Origin of the sequence: Psychrobacter sp. R86515 (assembly GCF_042466315.1) — a bacterium.
Classification (GTDB): domain Bacteria; phylum Pseudomonadota; class Gammaproteobacteria; order Pseudomonadales; family Moraxellaceae; genus Psychrobacter.
On sequence record NZ_JAXHCC010000001.1, the window covers coordinates 1,003,996 to 1,020,033 of the forward strand.

13 protein-coding genes are annotated in these 16,038 nt (G+C 43.4%); 6 read left to right on the plus strand and 7 right to left on the minus strand.

Features of this window, described 5'->3' with window-relative positions:
- The first annotated feature begins 212 nt into the window (after positions 1–212).
- Positions 213–368, plus strand: coding sequence for a DUF1328 domain-containing protein (locus SJY28_RS04250; RefSeq protein ID WP_082624527.1), 156 nt, complete (start codon positions 213–215; stop codon positions 366–368).
- 97 nt (positions 369–465) lie between these two features.
- Here SJY28_RS04250 and SJY28_RS04255 read toward each other — a convergent pair whose 3' ends face one another.
- The 4 genes from SJY28_RS04255 to SJY28_RS04270 form a co-directional block, all read right to left on the minus strand.
- Positions 466–759: a 4a-hydroxytetrahydrobiopterin dehydratase gene (locus SJY28_RS04255; RefSeq protein ID WP_057757953.1), complete on the minus strand. Its 294-nt coding sequence runs from the start codon at positions 757–759 to the stop codon at positions 466–468.
- Between the two features lie 156 nt (positions 760–915).
- Complete coding sequence (locus SJY28_RS04260) at positions 916–1,209, minus strand: GNAT family N-acetyltransferase (protein WP_379543550.1); 294 nt, start codon at positions 1,207–1,209, stop codon at positions 916–918.
- 199 nt (positions 1,210–1,408) lie between these two features.
- A complete protein-coding gene (locus SJY28_RS04265) occupies positions 1,409–2,857 on the minus strand; it encodes a fatty acid desaturase family protein (protein ID WP_379543551.1) in 1,449 nt (482 codons plus the stop codon).
- A gap of 158 nt (positions 2,858–3,015) precedes the next feature.
- Positions 3,016–4,218 (minus strand): flavin reductase family protein, encoded by a 1,203-nt coding sequence (locus SJY28_RS04270; RefSeq protein ID WP_379543552.1) that lies wholly within the window; start codon positions 4,216–4,218, stop codon positions 3,016–3,018.
- Between the two features lie 450 nt (positions 4,219–4,668).
- Here SJY28_RS04270 and ettA point away from each other — a divergent pair, with 450 nt between their 5' ends.
- A complete protein-coding gene (ettA, locus tag SJY28_RS04275; protein WP_101204595.1) occupies positions 4,669–6,330 on the plus strand; it encodes an energy-dependent translational throttle protein EttA in 1,662 nt (553 codons plus the stop codon).
- Positions 6,331–6,433: 103 nt separating this feature from the next.
- Here ettA and plsB read toward each other — a convergent pair whose 3' ends face one another.
- Positions 6,434–9,223 (minus strand): glycerol-3-phosphate 1-O-acyltransferase PlsB, encoded by a 2,790-nt coding sequence (gene plsB / locus SJY28_RS04280; RefSeq protein ID WP_379543553.1) that lies wholly within the window; start codon positions 9,221–9,223, stop codon positions 6,434–6,436.
- A gap of 247 nt (positions 9,224–9,470) precedes the next feature.
- Here plsB and ybaK point away from each other — a divergent pair, with 247 nt between their 5' ends.
- On the plus strand, positions 9,471–9,959 hold the full coding sequence (ybaK, locus tag SJY28_RS04285; protein ID WP_379543554.1) for a Cys-tRNA(Pro) deacylase: 489 nt from the start codon (positions 9,471–9,473) through the stop codon (positions 9,957–9,959).
- 204 nt (positions 9,960–10,163) lie between these two features.
- Positions 10,164–10,538 carry a 5-carboxymethyl-2-hydroxymuconate Delta-isomerase gene (locus SJY28_RS04290; protein ID WP_101204592.1) on the plus strand — a complete coding sequence of 125 codons (375 nt, stop codon included), beginning with the start codon at positions 10,164–10,166 and terminating at the stop codon, positions 10,536–10,538.
- Positions 10,539–10,661: 123 nt separating this feature from the next.
- Here SJY28_RS04290 and SJY28_RS04295 read toward each other — a convergent pair whose 3' ends face one another.
- Positions 10,662–12,482, minus strand: coding sequence for an acyl-CoA dehydrogenase C-terminal domain-containing protein (locus tag SJY28_RS04295; protein ID WP_290178294.1), 1,821 nt, complete (start codon positions 12,480–12,482; stop codon positions 10,662–10,664).
- 382 nt (positions 12,483–12,864) lie between these two features.
- On the opposite strand from SJY28_RS04295, the gene SJY28_RS04300 reads away from it, so the two are divergent.
- Entirely contained in the window at positions 12,865–13,986 is a 1,122-nt protein-coding gene (locus SJY28_RS04300; protein WP_290178295.1) for an FUSC family protein, read from the plus strand.
- 32 nt (positions 13,987–14,018) lie between these two features.
- On the opposite strand, the gene aroE is transcribed toward SJY28_RS04300, so the two are convergent.
- Entirely contained in the window at positions 14,019–14,882 is an 864-nt protein-coding gene (gene aroE, locus SJY28_RS04305) for a shikimate dehydrogenase (protein ID WP_379543556.1), read from the minus strand.
- A 490-nt stretch (positions 14,883–15,372) separates the two neighbouring features.
- Between aroE and SJY28_RS04310 the strand changes: the two genes are divergently transcribed.
- Positions 15,373–16,035 (plus strand): hypothetical protein, encoded by a 663-nt coding sequence (locus tag SJY28_RS04310; RefSeq protein WP_379543557.1) that lies wholly within the window; start codon positions 15,373–15,375, stop codon positions 16,033–16,035.
- Positions 16,036–16,038: the final 3 nt, after the last annotated feature.

Here is a 16,038-nt window from a genome sequence, read left to right on the forward strand (position 1 = left end):
ATCTATTAAAGAAAAAGAGGTATGAGACATTAACAGTTACTACAAACTTTACATAACCTACCGATATTATTACTAAAATGAACGTTTTTTAGAGGCGAACATTGCTAATCTATAAGCGTAAACAGTAATAACTAGCATTAGATAAAAACAAGTTAAATAGATGCTATATAAATTCTAATATCTGTTTTTTACCATTATTTGAGGAGAAGATTATGTTTCGTTGGGCTATTATTTTTGCAGTAATCGCATTATTAGCGAGTTTCCTAGGTTTTGGCGGTGTCGCAGGATTGTCTGCTAATTTGGCATACATTTTCTTAGCAGTCGCTGTTATCTTATTTATCGTCGCATTCGTCAGTCGTAAGATGTAAACACAGATTTTTCAGATAAAAAAACCCTCAATTGAGGGTCTTTTTTTGTCTGTCTCACCGAAGAGGCCTCGGTCATACAGCAGTCATTATAAATATCCTATAAACGTTTGGGCTGAATAATATGCTCCATACGTTTGGCTAAACGAATATCTAGACTAGAGATACCGCCTGTATCATGATTGGTTAAACGAACTTCTACGATATTATAGGTATTACGCCATTCTGGATGGTGCTCAAGCGCTTCAGCATGAAATGCCGCTTGATTCATAAAGCTCATAGCTTCGATAAAATCACTAAAATGATAGGTTTTGACGATGCTATTGCCGTCACGTTGCCAGCCAGCAAGCTCTTCTAGTTGTAGATTGATTTGTTTGTCAGATAAACTACTCATATTAATAACCTTTATTGTTATGTCGAATTGGTTTATTAAAAGTGGTGCTGTGGTATCTCTCCTATGCGAAATAAATATCTACATACTTTTCTGCTTCGCCTGATATCACTTAACTGAGTCTCGTTAACGAATTAATTGAGCCGATTACTTAGCTAGTTAAATTAAATCTTGATACTCAGGATGTTTACTAATGTATGACGCGACAAATGAGCATTGCGGTATCACTTTTTTGTTTTGCTCGCGCGCATAATTCAATGCGTGCTTTACCAGTGCTGAACCAACACCGCGTCCACCTAACTGCTGCGGTACGATAGTATGATCGTAAACCAACTTGTCAGCATTTTCCTGATAGCTAATATAACCTGTCTGACCATCGATAGAGGTCTCAAAACGTTTTGCTGCTTGGTTGTGAACAATTTCTAGATTTGGTTTAGAGGCTTGATTACTCATTAATATACTCCATTTCTTATTATCAAATTTTTATTATGAACTAAATATTTTATTAATTTAATAGTGCCAGTTTAGTATGTGGGTTTGATGCTTAACAATCTAGACGCTTACCGTAATGGTTGATAGGACGACTGTTAACGTCACCTATGTTTGTTGTCCTACCTTATCATGGCCGTATCTAGTTGCAAATCTGAATATGTCACCATGCATACGATATGGCTTTACGAACGACTGGAGGCAAAAAGCGAGTGAGACCACCAGTATTTTCTATCGCTAATTTGTCTTCTAAATCGGCCGCTGACCTATCATATCTAAGAGTAGTACTATCTGCATTTTCCACTGACTGTACATAGGCTTGCCATTCTTTTTCACTAGGTTTGCTAAAGTGATAAATACGTCCGAGTACTTGCTTGAGTTGCGTACCAAAGCGGCCAGTGTTATAGCTTAAACCATACTTACGGCATATGGTCTGTACCTGCGGCGCAATCTTTGCATAGTGGCCGGCTGGCATATCAGGAAATATATGATGCTCAATCTGATGAGATAAATTACCTGTCAAAAGATGAAACCATTTGCTGCCTTTGATATTGCTAGAGCCAAGGATTTGGCGTACGTACCAATCGCCTTTACTTTCATTGGCATCGAGATGGGTATAGATATGCGCTTGCTCGGTGAAATGCCCGCAAAAAATCACTGCCCACGTCCATAGATTTCGGACAGTGTTGGCAGTCATGTTGCCGCTCAGCGTACTAAAGGCGCTACGACGACCTAGCGCCATCGCTACCACAGACGGCAGTGCAATATAGTCTTTGCCTATTTGTCGTCCAATTTTGGCAAATAACGCGCGAGACTTTTGCTGCATGATTTTGTGCAGATCAGGGGAGTCAGCGTATTCATCTGCACTGATTTGGATGTCATGAAAGGCTACCGCCCATTCAAATCCAAATGCCAGTACCGCTGTACTAAACATATTGTAGCGATCTTCTGGCGTCCAAGGCTGCTCATCAGTCACTCGAATCAAGTGATAGCCTACGTCATGATCACGGCCTACAATATTGGTAAAAGTATGATGTAAATAATTATGTGAGTGTTGCCATAATGGAGCAGGGCAGACAATATCCCAGTCGAATTTTTGACTATTAAGGTGCGGGTGTTGCATCCAGTCATATTGACCATGCATGACGTTATGACCCAGCTCCATGTTGTTCAATATTTTGCTAAAGCTAAGTAAAGAGGTTCCTAGTAGCCAAGTAGCGACCAGACTGCGTTTCGATGGCATACGCCCAGCCGCTGCAAGTAGACCACGGGCAATAACTTCACTATATACCACGGTGGCATATATCCGCTGTATGTAGCGTGCATCTTCACTACCTAGCGAGTCCATTACACCTTTATATAGCGCATTTAATTCTACTGCCAAGGCATCACTTTGCGCTTTTGTTAATGGTGCGTGGGTTACTGTTGGGTAGCGAGTCCGTATTAACGTGTCTGACTGATCGCTATCATTGATTGGTTCATCATTAAGCTGTGAGTACGGCGTTTTCGGCGTCAAAGGCAGAGGCGCGTTTTTTGCTAGCTGTGCATCGGACATTGGCGTCAAAATAGGCACGGCAGATTGTGGCGTAGTGACGGGTGGTAATAAGCGCATAAATAAATCCTTAACCGAAACGGCATGAATAAGCAGTACTGCATCCGGTTTGATAAGTTATCTGAGTTTTAGCCTATAAAGTAACGCTTGTCTTCTATTTCTCATAGGTTGTTTGGCATATGCTTTCTATTGAGCCAGTTGTTCTATTAAGCCAGTCATTAAACATCGAGAACCACATCAGTCATGGCAATATTGATGCAAGTCTGAATAGACTCGTAACCATCCCCGCTCACTTTCCCTGTTTGGACGTTTTTGACCACGCCGCTGACTTTATTACAGCGGCACAACTGGCAAATACCTTGTCGACAACCATGTGCTAGCCGTATATCTGCATTTTCTGCAGCAGCCAGTATGGTCGTGTCGCTGACAAATTGCCGCTGCCGTGATCGCAAATAGACAGTGTGTTCTTCTACAGGTATCGTCTTATCGAATGTTTGATTGCTGCCGTTATTAACATTAGCTAGGGAGTTACCAAAGTTCTCTACGATGATGTTATCGCGCAGCTGTTTGTCTATAGGTAAAGTTATCTCTGCGGCGGCCGTATATAAGCCAGCTAATAACGCTTGTGAACCGCAGGCAAATATTTGCGTATCTGCTAGAGATAAGTTTAGCGACAGCAGACTCTCTGCACTCAAGTATCTTGTGTCAGCCAAATAGGTAGTCGGCCCTTCAGTATGGATTAGATGATAAATAAAGTCTGGATGTGCCTCGTTCAGCTGTTGCCACTGATGTTGAAGCTGGTATGAAACAGTCCGGCTGTAATGCAATAGCGTCACATGATGTCCATTACTCAGGGCCTGAGTAATAAGTCCGAGCATGGGTGTGATACCGCTACCACCAGCGATAAATAGCAAAGGAGTGAGCTGCTTATTATCAGATATTTCATGCCTTAGTATCGAGGTCTGCTCCAAAGTGAAATGCCCAAGTGGCAGACTTGTATTAATGACGCTAGCCAGTGGCATCTGCTTGGTTAAATAGTCAGATACCAATCCTTGCGGTTTAATCGCGATAGTTACCGTATGGCATTGGTCTGCCGTATGACTCTCGGTATTATCGTTGAGCCACCAGAGTGGTTGATGTGCCAAGCCCACTATTGAGTAACTACGCTGATAATAAACTCCATCGATACAAACGCGTAAATCAAGATATTGACCGCCTTGCCAACCACCCATCACCTCAGAAGTCTGCTGTTTGAAGGCTCTGTTGGTTTCGAATCGAAGTGCTATTAAATCATCACTTAATGTATAGCGTGCGATCAGGCGTAACTTAGGAATCGTCAATGACCAAAACGGATGTAAGCGCGATCCGATAAAATCGACAAACGCACGTTGAATAATTTCAGGGCGATAGCCGTTGGCCATATTATCAGTACCTGTATGATTGCTATGAAGTAGGTGTTGAGACGAACATAAGGTCAGATGATCAATCGATTTTGATAATCGAACATGAAATCGAGCCGATAGACCTTGTTAAGCCACACTAACATGCTAACGGCTATTGATTAAATTTGCGAAAGTTTTGATGCTATTTTTTGTGGTCTTTATAAAACGCTAATGAATCAAAATGTTAAGTTAGTTCATTAAGATAAGACCTCCTAAGTTATTTTTTAAAGCGAGTTTTATAGCCAAAGGGCATAGCCTGCTGTCAAAAACAGTAAAACAACTGGTAAAAAAACCTGTCAGCTTGCAGGGTATGCGCCACAATGCGATAATGACCTATAATTTGTAACCCTGATTTTGAGGTACAGCACGCTTGGCATCATCGCTGAGTTGCATTTGCTGTTCTCTTCTATGCAGTCTATCGGAGTGTTAATGGCTCAATATATTTACACGATGAACAACGTGTCAAAACTTGTTCCCCCTAAGCGTGAAATCCTAAAAAATATTAACCTATCGTTTTTCCCTGGTGCCAAAATTGGTGTTTTGGGTATCAACGGTTCAGGTAAATCAACCTTGCTACGTATCATGGCAGGCGTGGATACTGAGTTTAGTGGTGAAGCACGCGCGCAGGCAGGTACCAAAGTTGGCTATCTACCACAGGAACCACAGCTAGATGATAGCAAAGACGTTCGTGGTAATGTCGAAGACGGTATGCGCGAAGCGTTAGATGCGCTAGCACGTTTAGATGCTATCTATGCTGAATACGCAGAGCCTGATGCTGATTTTGATAAGCTTGCTGAAGAGCAAGGCAAGATGGAAGATATCATCCAGTCTTGGGATGCGCACAACTTAAATAACCAGCTAGAAAAAGCGGCCGATGCGCTACGTCTGCCACCATGGGATGCTGACGTTAGCAAACTGTCAGGTGGTGAAAAGCGCCGTGTGGCTCTATGCCGTCTACTATTGTCGCGCCCTGATATGCTATTACTTGACGAACCGACCAACCATTTGGACGCCGAGTCTGTTGCATGGCTAGAGCAGTTCTTGCAGAACTATAGCGGTACTATCGTTGCCATTACCCATGATCGCTATTTCTTGGATAATGTTGCTCAGTGGATCTTGGAGCTTGACCGTGGCCATGGTTATCCGTATGAAGGCAACTATACTGAGTGGCTAGAGCAAAAGAACACGCGTCTAGAGCAGCAGAATAAGCAAGAAGAGTCATTTGCTAAAGCGCTGAAAAAAGAGCTTGAGTGGATTCGCAAAAACCAAAAAGGCCAACAGGCCAAATCTAAATCTCGTGTACAGCGTTTCGAAGAATTGAACTCAACTGAGTTCCAAAAACGTAATGAGACCTCTGAGATTTATATTCCACCTGGTCCACGTTTGGGTAACAAGGTTATTGAGATCAATGACATCTCTAAATCATTTGGCGATCGTCTGTTATATGAAAACCTAAGCTTTAACGTCCCAGCGGGCGCGATTGTTGGTATTATCGGTCCAAATGGTGCGGGTAAAACCACGCTGTTTAACATGATTACTGAGCGCGATACCCCAGATACTGGTTCAGTTGATTTGGGTGAAAGTGTTAAAGTTGCCTATGTCGGTCAGGTACGTGATCATCTAGATGACAACAAAACCGTATGGGAAGAAGTTTCTGACGGCCTTGATATCATTACCGTTGGTGACTACACTACGCCAAGCCGTGCCTATATCGGACGTTTTAACTTTAAAGGCTCAGATCAGCAAAAGCACGTCGGTCAATTATCAGGTGGTGAGCGTAACCGTCTGCAATTGGCGAAAACGCTAAAGCAAGGCGCAAACGTATTGCTCCTCGATGAACCATCAAACGATTTGGATATCGAAACCTTACGTGCACTAGAGGATGCGATTCAAGTATTCCCAGGTACAGTAATGGTCGTATCGCATGATCGCTGGTTCCTTGATCGTATCGCGACTCATATCTTGGCATTCGAAGAAGAAGGCCCAGTTTGGTTCGATGGTAACTATACTGAGTTTGAAGCGTATCGTAAAAAGACAATGGGTGATGATGCCAGTCCTAAACGTGCCAAGTATAAGAAAATTACTAACTAATACGGCTGTTTAATATAGTCCAATCCAAAAAAAAGACCGCTAATCGTTAGCGGTCTTTTTTTGTTTAGCTTAAAATCTTAAAGGGTATGGGTAGTCGTTAAAATTAACGCTTACGCCCAAACTTACGCTGTTTTTTATTACTAATCTCAGTAATGGCGTGAGTGATTTCTTCTTCATCCAAACTAGCGACTTGCTGCAAGATTTGCATCATATCAGGCGTTAGCACGTACTTAGCATGATGAGCGATGTCGTTAATACGATGATCGAAAGTCAGTATGCCTGTTTCGTCATCTTTCTGTAGATAGTCAAGACGAGTCAACGCACTAATGAAACTGGTAAACAAGGCGCGATCAAAGAAGTCAGGAATATCATCTGCATAAAGCACAGACAAACGCTGCCCGAGCAGGTGACACAGGTCCACAACTTCGTTTTCAGTCAAATTACCAGAACCTTGCTGAGCAAGTAGAGCAAGCGTCATAAAGTAACGCTCAAGGCTTTGTCCAACTGGAGTCGCAAGCACTTGCAGCTGCTGATAGTGCTTACTATTAGACTCAGGAACGCTGAGCGTATCATCACCCAAGTCAACGATAAGTCCATGAGACAGCAGGTTATCAACTTTCTTATTAAGCGTATCAGCCAAGCCATGTGCTGGATAATATAAGAATAGCTCACTTTGTAAGAACGGATATAGCTGCTCAGCGATACTATCGAGACGGCTGCGTTTGATACGCCCGTTGCGTGCGACTAGCGCAGATAGGAACGACAGCAGGATAAAGACATGCAAAATGTTGTTGCGGAAGTAGCTTAGTAGTGCCGCTTGCTTGCCTGCGACCTGAATGATATCGCCCAAGATATGCGGCGTACGCTCAATAAGTTTTAGCTTAATACCATAATCAATGATTTGCTGCGGCGTCATATCAGTGATAACCGTATCATCCGAGTAGACCAGCTGCTGAGCCAGACCTTGATACAAAGCGATTTGCTCACGGCAGATGTTTTCATCCAATGCAGCTTTCGGTGCCGATAGTAAAACTAATGACAACAGCGAGACAGGGGTGACGACCGCAGCTTTATTGATATGCTGCATGACTTTCACACCGATGTTATCAACCATGGCGCTGGTCTTTTCATCAAGTGGCGAGTCAGTACGATCGGATGGCAAACTATTGGCTGGCACATCGAATTTCGTCATGAAATCGCTAAGGTGCAATGGCGTACCGAAGCTCAAGTGCACATTACCAAAGATACGCTCGATTTTACGGCCAACTTTGAGTAGTCCAATCAAAGACTCTGATTCTTTTGGCTTACCTTTTAGCTCACCGACATAAGTGCCGCCTTCCATAATACGCTCGTAACCAATATAAGTTGGAATAAATACCACAGGCTTATTGGTTTGGCGTAGCTGACTATGGACGGTCATCGCTAGCATACCCATCTTCGGCGGTAGTAGGCGACCTGAACGTGAGCGACCACCTTCGATAAAGTATTCAATCGGGGTGTTACGCGTGATCAGGGTATGCATATATTCGCGCAGTACAGCAGTATATAGTGCGTTACCACGGAAGCTACGACGAATATAAAAAGCAACGGCACCGCGTAATAGTGGGCCTAATACAGGCACATCCAAGTTGTCGCCTGCTGCGACATAAGGGATACTCAGGCCGCGTTTGTAGATGACATAAGACAGTAATAGATAGTCGACATGGCTGCGATGACAAGGCACATAAATCAGCTCATAATCGGTCGCAAGGTCACGTACTCGCTCGAAGTGATGGACTTCTACGCCGTCATACAACTGCGTCCATAACCATGTCAAAAATTTATAAAAGCCTCTAATAATGGAATGAGAGTAGTCATTGACCATCTCATTAGCATAGCCTCTAGCCTGACTACGAGCTTCTCGAACGCTGGTCCCTTTTTCGGCCGCTTCCATCTCGATTGCATGTTTGATCGCTGGCGAGTACACCAGTTTGTCTACCAAGTTACGTCTATCTGATAGATCTGGGCCGAGCATACTGGCGCGCTGCTTGTCTAAATAAATTGACAATTGCTGCTGCAACATACGAACCAGTTCACGATTACTATCAGCCGATGCGACTAATGCATAGCTTGGTGTCTGCTCAGCGTCAGCTGCGGCATCACTGTTAGTAGCCGTTGACTCTGTATCGACTGAATCCGTCGCTGTTAAATCTGCTTTAAGGACATCTGTAGCAACTGAATCAAAGGTAGCAGGTCCTTCCACGTCGCCTTTAAGATTATCATTGATGATGGTACGTAAGTCTTGCGGTGGGTGGAACTGTACGAAAGTATCGCGGCCCATTACTCCAATATTAAATAGTTGCTTGGTAATGCTAGGGTCTTGCCAGTTGTCAGCAGTTAGCAGCTTAAATAGCGAATCTTCTTTTTCAGGTGCGCGTCCCCACAGAATCGATACGGGTACTAGACGTACCTTTAACTCTGGATATTGCAATACAGCAGATACTAAGCGAGAAAGGCGAGGAGACAATTGGCTGTCTTTGGCACTTGGATGATTCAAAAATATGATGGCCGCATTTTCTTTAATATTATGGGCGGCATCATTTACTCCAACCAGTGCTGGCGGTAAGTTGTGCTCTTGCGTCTGCAAATCAATCAGAATACTGTTGGAACGAGAATAGTCCTGTAGTACATAAAACCGTAGCGTTTGATCATCATTGTCGAACTCAGGTAGCTCGCCTAATAACTTAGGTTTTACGGCGATATCGAGCATCTGACCTGACAGCTTACGATACAGCTGATTGATCGGTGCATTAGAATAAGGCTTAGTAGCGATTGCATTGCCATCAGTTTCAGACGCACGCTCAGTCGCGACCGGTGCTTTAAAAATCCGTTTTTTTAGGAACTTCGGTATCATAATCAGTATCAAAAATAGTCAAATATGTTGCGCTTATGATGCCATAAAAGCCACCAAAGCGATATATAGTGTCTGTATATACTACCAATATTAATACGGTTTGGTTACGCTGTAGTGAGTGACAGATTATACAAAATGCTCAAACATTTGAAAGTTCATATATTTAGCGTAATAATATATTTTTATCACCGATGACTCATAAATATAGCGTCTATTTTTCAATTTCATTTTATTAAGCCTAAAACTTATGACTCCAGCTATCGATCTTGCCAAAAAAAGTAACCTTGATTACCAAGTACACGAATATACTCACGACAGCAATGCCGCATCGTTCGGTTTAGAAGCCGCAGAAAAACTTGGCGTAGCGGTGACAAAAGTGTTCAAAACTTTAGTAGTGACCACCGATACTGGCGTACTTGCCGTGGCGATATTACCAGTCGACAAGACACTTAATTTTAAAAAAATGGCGAAGGCGCTATCTTCTAACAAATTGCTATCCTGCAAAAAAGTACAGATGGCCGACCCCAAACAAGTAGAGCGTAGCACGGGCTATGTGTTGGGCGGTGTCAGTCCACTGGGTCAAAAAAAACGACTAAAAACCGTGATAGATAGTACAGCTCAAGATCAGCCCGCAGTCTATGTAAGTGGTGGTCGCCGCGGTCTAGAGATTGAATTGCCGCCTGCACAGTTGGCCGCGACGCTTGATGCTTGCTTTAGTGATATCACTGATGAATAAAAGATTCTATGGAGGCTGTAATCTGCCTAGTACAAAATGGCCATATCGACAATTTTGCTAAGCATATTTATGAGTAATCTATACTGGTTTTGCTTGTATTGAAGATATTTTAGCGCAAGATTGTTGTAGATTGACCATAGCGATAAGGCGTAGACTTGTACGCCAGCTTATCTATTATTTTTATCTACATTTAAGGACATGCTCATGCCACATTTAACCATTCAAGTGACACCCAACGTCAGTATCGCTCACGAAGAATCACTGCTCAAATCGCTAAACAAAGCATTGTGGGATAGTGGTCAGTTCAAGTTGCCTACTGATATCAAAGCCCGCATTGTACCTATTAAGTCATTTCTAGTAGGTGTTGAAGACGATGAACAAGCCAATGGATTTATTTATGCTCATCTAAAGCTCATGAGCGGACGTGATATGGCCACTCGTGACCAGTTGGCTGAGCTGTTGGTTGCTACTATCGAAGAAAAAATAGGCGCAGAGCAGTCAGGACGTGCAGCATTGCAGATATGTGTAGAAGTTGAAGAGATAAGTGCGGTGTATCATAAGAAAATGCTTGGTAGTTAATAGTACTCGCCTTAAACAGCTAGTTGCTTTTTATTATGTATAAGCATATTTTCAGTTAAACACAAAAAAGCGCCTAAATGATAGGCGCTTTTTTATTGATTATAGATGCGGTATTAGTTAATTTTAGTCTAAGAATGCAAAGTGATCGATTTCCATTGATGTCATGCTTTCGCTTGGGGCAACCATCGCTTCTGCGTGACCAGACGTGCGTGGTAGCAACTTATCAAAGTAGAATTCAGCAGTCTGAATTTTTGCTTTGTAGAACTCTGGTGCTTCTGTGCCGCCATTTTCTAGCTTTTCGTAAGCTACTGCTGCCATACGCGCCCAATGATAACCCATCATCACATAGCCTGAGTACATGAGGAAGTCCTCTGATGCTGCTGAGATAATTTCACGGTCTTTACGTGCCATCAGCATCAAGCGTACCGTCAAGGTATTCCACTCAGCACATAGCTTGGTCAGTGCCCAAACGAATTTACGCATTTCTTTATCGAGTGCGTACTCGCCACACCATTTCATGATGCTTGACGTGTAATCACGGATAATCTTACCTTTAGACTGTAAGATAACCTTACGACCTAGTAGATCAAGTGCTTGTACGCCAGTAGTCCCTTCGTACATCGTCGCAATACGAGCATCACGAGCGATCATCTCCATGCCCCATTCTTTGATGTAGCCGTGACCACCATAGACTTGCTGACCATGCTTGGCAGCTTCGATACCTAGCTCAGTTAAAAAGCCTTTTAGAATTGGCGTATAGAAGCCCAATTTGTCGTCCCATTTTTCGAACTCTTCATCATCGCCATTGACAATACCTTGTGCCATTTTGTCAGCATAACGTGCTGAATGATAAATCATTGAGCGACCACCTTCAGCAAAGGCTTTTTGCGTCAGTAGCATACGGCGTACGTCAGCATGATGGATAATAGCATCAGCTACTTTTTCAGGATCTTTAGTACCGGATAGCGTACGCATAGAACGGCGTTCTTTGGCATATGGTAAGGCGTTTTGGAAAGACAATTCAGTATGCGCCAGACCTTGGATACCAGTACCGATACGAGCCGTGTTCATGAAAGTGAACATGGCTTTTAGGCCTTTGTGCGGTTCGCCAATCAAGTAGCCGACTGCGCCGTCAAAGTTCAATACACATGTCGAAGATGCGCTGATGCCCATTTTGTGCTCAATTGAACCACAAACAACGGCATTGCGCTCGCCAGCTTCACCTTCAGCGTTCGGGGTGAACTTTGGTACGATAAATAGTGAGATACCGCGTGTGCCTTCTGGTGCATTTGGTAGGCGTGCTAGGACGATATGGACGATGTTATCTGTTAAGTCATGCTCACCGCTTGAGATAAAGATTTTGGTACCGCTGATTTTGTAGGTGCCGTCATCTTGTGGGATGGCTTTTGATTTAACTTGACCCAAATCCGTACCACACTGTGGTTCAGTCAGACACATGGTACCTGCCCATGAGCCTTCGACCAACTTAGGTAAATACAGTGCTTTTTGCTCGTCAGTACCGTACTGAAGCAATGTGTTGATACAACCTGTTGATAGACCAGGATACATCGACCATGACCAGTTAGCAGTACCGATCATCTCAGCTTTAATAAGGTTGATTGACGTTGGCAGATTCATACCACCGAATTCTTCAGGATATGAGATACCTTGCCAGCCGCCTTCTACAAACTGGTCATAAGCCTCTTTGAAGCCTTTTGGCGTGGTCACGACGCCATCTTCAAAATGACAGCCTTCTTCACCACCTGATTGATAGAGCGGGGCAATGACGTTTTCAGCAAAATCAGCCATACCTTGTAGAATCATGTCTACAGTTTCAGGATCAGCATTTTCGCCGTTGTCTAAGCTTTTATAATGCGTCTGATAGTCAAATACATCATTGATCAAAAATTTGATATCACGTAAGGGGGCTTTGTAAGTTAACATAATCGCTCTCTTTGGTTAGTTCGCTATCATAGACTTATGGCGCAATATCTGAGTCACAACTTATGTAAGCGATATTTACTTATTTTAGATGAGCTAGACGTTATATTAGTCATCAAGTGAGTTATTAGTGGACAGCTTTCCAGTGTATTAGTTATTAGAACGTCTTTAGCGACGGACAGCTGTTATGGCGTTGATATGATTATAAATCTTCTACAGCGACAAATATACAACTAATAACTATTATTCATGATTAATTATGTTATTAATTCATTTTAGTTTGTATAGGTAAATTGTATCTTCGCTTGAAATTATTCTATAAAGGGCTATGTAGACTCATCTAAATTCAGAGACAAATGGACTTATCAAATAGGAAAAGCCATTTATGAGCACCTCAAAAAAGCAACAGCGAGCCTCTTGGTTGAGCACATTGTTAACTCGTATTAAGGGGTTAATCGATGGTGAGCTGAATCATTTACTCACAGTCAATCGTAGCCATCGACCATGGCATATGCCAGTCATCGCGGCGATTGCGATTAGCTTTCCAGTGTTTGTAGGGGCTTATTTTGGTGACTTGTCTTCAGGTATCAAAGCATCGCTAGGCTCAATGATTATTTTAAACCTACCATTTGCAGGCGGGCTACCACATCGGCTAGTGACAGTTATGGCTTGGGGGTTTGCGATGATACTGAGCTTTGCACTGGGTCTGATCGCGCAGCTATTACCAGTACTTCGGCTGCCTGTGTTTATGCTGATTGGTATTAGCGTAGTGATGCTAGGTCGTTACTATCGGCAACCACCACCCGCAGGATTGTTTGTGTTGATGGCGGGTGCGATTGCATTGTTTATCCCCGTGCCGATTGATCAAGTGCTCTCAGCGATAGGGCTTGTGATATTGGGTAGTGGCTCCTCGATGTTGCTGGCGCTACTCTATAGTTTGTTCTTATTGGCGACGCGTCCTGTTGCTTCTGTACCTGTCTATGACTATCAGCCTGATATGATTAGCGATAGTCTTATCGTGGTAAGTTTCGTTAGTTTGGCGTTGGTCGTTGCCGTTCTGTTAGAGCTGCCTTATCCATACTGGGCAGCGATGAGCTGCTTTATTATCATCCAAGGTATGCAGCTACGAACCATGTGGATCAAACAGTTGCATCGATTATTAGGTACATTGGCTGGCATGGGCGTGGCAGGTTGGATGCTGTCTTGGGGACTATCAGGATGGGGCATCGCTATCGCGATATTATGTATGATGTTTTTGATTGAGTCATTTGTGGATCGGCATTATGGACTGGCGGTGATATTTATCACGCCGCTGACGATATTTATCGCTGAGTATGGTAGTACGATGTCAGTGCCACCAGTCGCTGGAGACGTTATCCAAGCGCGTATGATTGATACGGCGCTCGGCTGCGTGATTGGATTGAGTGGTGGTCTAGCGATACACTCTACGCGATTGCGTGTACCGCTACGCCGTTTTGAAAATTGGCTGTTACTACGTTTTAGTTAATAGGGTAGAGCTTTACAAAGATTTCTCTTTGATTAACGGTCTTTATTTAGCGCTGTTGTTGCTTGTGCGACATCGATAGTATGCCCAGTCCAACGCTCAAAGCTTAAAGCAGCCTGACCGATAAGCATACCGTAGCCTTCAGAGGTCTGTGCGCCACGAGCAGCAAAATGATGCAAGAACGGTAGCGGACGACCATACATCATGTCGTAAGCGTACTGACAGTTTAGAGCATCATCCAACGGCAACGTATCACCTGATAAACCGATAGAGGTGGCATTAATGATGATATCAAAAGAGCCACTAAGTTCATTGGTCGCGCAAACCTCGATATGTTGTTCATCGATCACTGAGCTGGCCGCACTGAGCTCATTTTCCAAATCGGCTGCCTTAGACACGGTGCGATTGGCAATCGTGAGAGAGTTAATACCTGCTTCAAATAATGGCAAGATTACACCACGCGCTGCACCGCCTGCACCTATTAGGGCCACACGAGCATCGGTCAGCGGCCAGTCCATACTCGTAATGTGATTGATAAGTCCTTGACCATCCGTGTTATCACCATAGAGTGCTTCGGTAGTTGGTACGCCGCTTTCTAATAGTGCTTTGTTCAACAGTAATGTATTGACCGCGCCTGCCGTCTTGGCATGTTCTGATAAACCTCCACGCGCCGCACAGCAATCATAAGCGACTTGTTTAAAGGGAACCGTTACGTTAGCGCCCACACCGCCACCGCAAAAAAACGCCTCAACAACAGCCGTAAAACTAGCGGCATCATCAGGGCAGTACTGCCGCTGATAGCTAATATCAATCCCTGCTTGTACAGCAAACTGCTCATGAATCTCAGGAGATTTACTATGGGCGATTGGATTGCCAATAACGATAAAGTGTTGGGTCATAAATAGTCCGCTGGCTAGAGAAGAGAAATACTATCAAAGAAGCAATAAGTGGCGCTCAATCATCATAAGGGATAACGCTATGATTGACAAACCAAGAGGCTATCACCAATTGATTATTAGAAAGTGACAGTGTTAATCAGAGGCTGCCTTATCGCTTTTGAAAATAAATTGTGACATTGAGGCAAGCATATGCAAAACACGCGCAAGTAGTTTTGTACTTTCTACTAAAGAGAAGACTATTTTGGTACGTTATATATTTAACAAATCTGTACTCTCGGGGAGTGCTCCGCGTAACGTAAAAGGTAGTCAAGTGCTGAGCAGTTGGGTAAACTATAAAATATGGAAACCTATATCAATATGCTGTAATGACTGCTAGATTATAATGTTTGTGAAATATGCTCTTTATTGAAAACTATTCGTTATCAGCGGCGTTCCTGCCAGCTCGTTAATACTATTTCGAGATCAATCTAAAAGTGTGAGTAAATTATCCATGTGGAATCCTAACCTACAGACCCTTCTAGTCGGTATGATAATGGCAGTTGGTGTGACGCTCAGTGGCTGTGACAGCACCAAAGAAGATGCTCCAAATCCAGATGCTGAGACCAGTGAGCAAGCAACAACGAATGAGCCAGTACAGGACAGCGCAAACAATCCTGACCTAGACGGTGCCACTGCTCAGCAAGGCACGCCAGTGAGATATGATGTCGCAGCATGGGGTACGGATAAGGTAGAGTCGCTCGCGGTAGATGAGTTAGATAGTATAAAATCTGTGTTTGGCGAAGTGATGAGTACTGACGAAAACAGCCTAGACTATGCCAGTAATCCAGCGGCAAAATACCGCTTTATGAAAACGGATGCGCCTTATCTAGATATCATCGACTCTGAAAAATATCTAGAGCTTGGCTGGTACTATGCCAATCCTACTGATACAGACAAAGAAAAAGAGCTGAGCCAAAACCACGCCAAAAAAGCCTATCAGCTATCGCGTCAATTGATGGGCGATGATGGCGGAAAAATGGTTGCTGATATGCTCAATAGTCAAATCATCAAAAATAGAATCGTCGGTGGACAAAAGATAGAGCTAGCAAAATGTGAGTTCTACAGTTGCATGCTGGTTATCAATAAAGCCGCCGCTCAAACAGATAATAGCTAAATC

Bases quoted from the DNA above. Each gene is read 5' to 3' on its own strand.
- SJY28_RS04250 (WP_082624527.1), top strand. From the start codon at position 213: ATGTTTCGTTGGGCTATTATTTTTGCAGTAATCGCATTATTAGCGAGT.
- SJY28_RS04255 (WP_057757953.1), bottom strand. From the start codon at position 759: ATGAGTAGTTTATCTGACAAACAAATCAATCTACAACTAGAAGAGCTT.
- SJY28_RS04260 (WP_379543550.1), bottom strand. From the start codon at position 1,209: ATGAGTAATCAAGCCTCTAAACCAAATCTAGAAATTGTTCACAACCAA.
- SJY28_RS04265 (WP_379543551.1), bottom strand. From the start codon at position 2,857: ATGCGCTTATTACCACCCGTCACTACGCCACAATCTGCCGTGCCTATT.
- SJY28_RS04270 (WP_379543552.1), bottom strand. From the start codon at position 4,218: ATGGCCAACGGCTATCGCCCTGAAATTATTCAACGTGCGTTTGTCGAT.
- ettA (WP_101204595.1), top strand. From the start codon at position 4,669: ATGGCTCAATATATTTACACGATGAACAACGTGTCAAAACTTGTTCCC.
- plsB (WP_379543553.1), bottom strand. From the start codon at position 9,223: ATGATACCGAAGTTCCTAAAAAAACGGATTTTTAAAGCACCGGTCGCG.
- ybaK (WP_379543554.1), top strand. From the start codon at position 9,471: ATGACTCCAGCTATCGATCTTGCCAAAAAAAGTAACCTTGATTACCAA.
- SJY28_RS04290 (WP_101204592.1), top strand. From the start codon at position 10,164: ATGCCACATTTAACCATTCAAGTGACACCCAACGTCAGTATCGCTCAC.
- SJY28_RS04295 (WP_290178294.1), bottom strand. From the start codon at position 12,482: ATGTTAACTTACAAAGCCCCCTTACGTGATATCAAATTTTTGATCAAT.
- SJY28_RS04300 (WP_290178295.1), top strand. From the start codon at position 12,865: ATGAGCACCTCAAAAAAGCAACAGCGAGCCTCTTGGTTGAGCACATTG.
- aroE (WP_379543556.1), bottom strand. From the start codon at position 14,882: ATGACCCAACACTTTATCGTTATTGGCAATCCAATCGCCCATAGTAAA.
- SJY28_RS04310 (WP_379543557.1), top strand. From the start codon at position 15,373: ATGTGGAATCCTAACCTACAGACCCTTCTAGTCGGTATGATAATGGCA.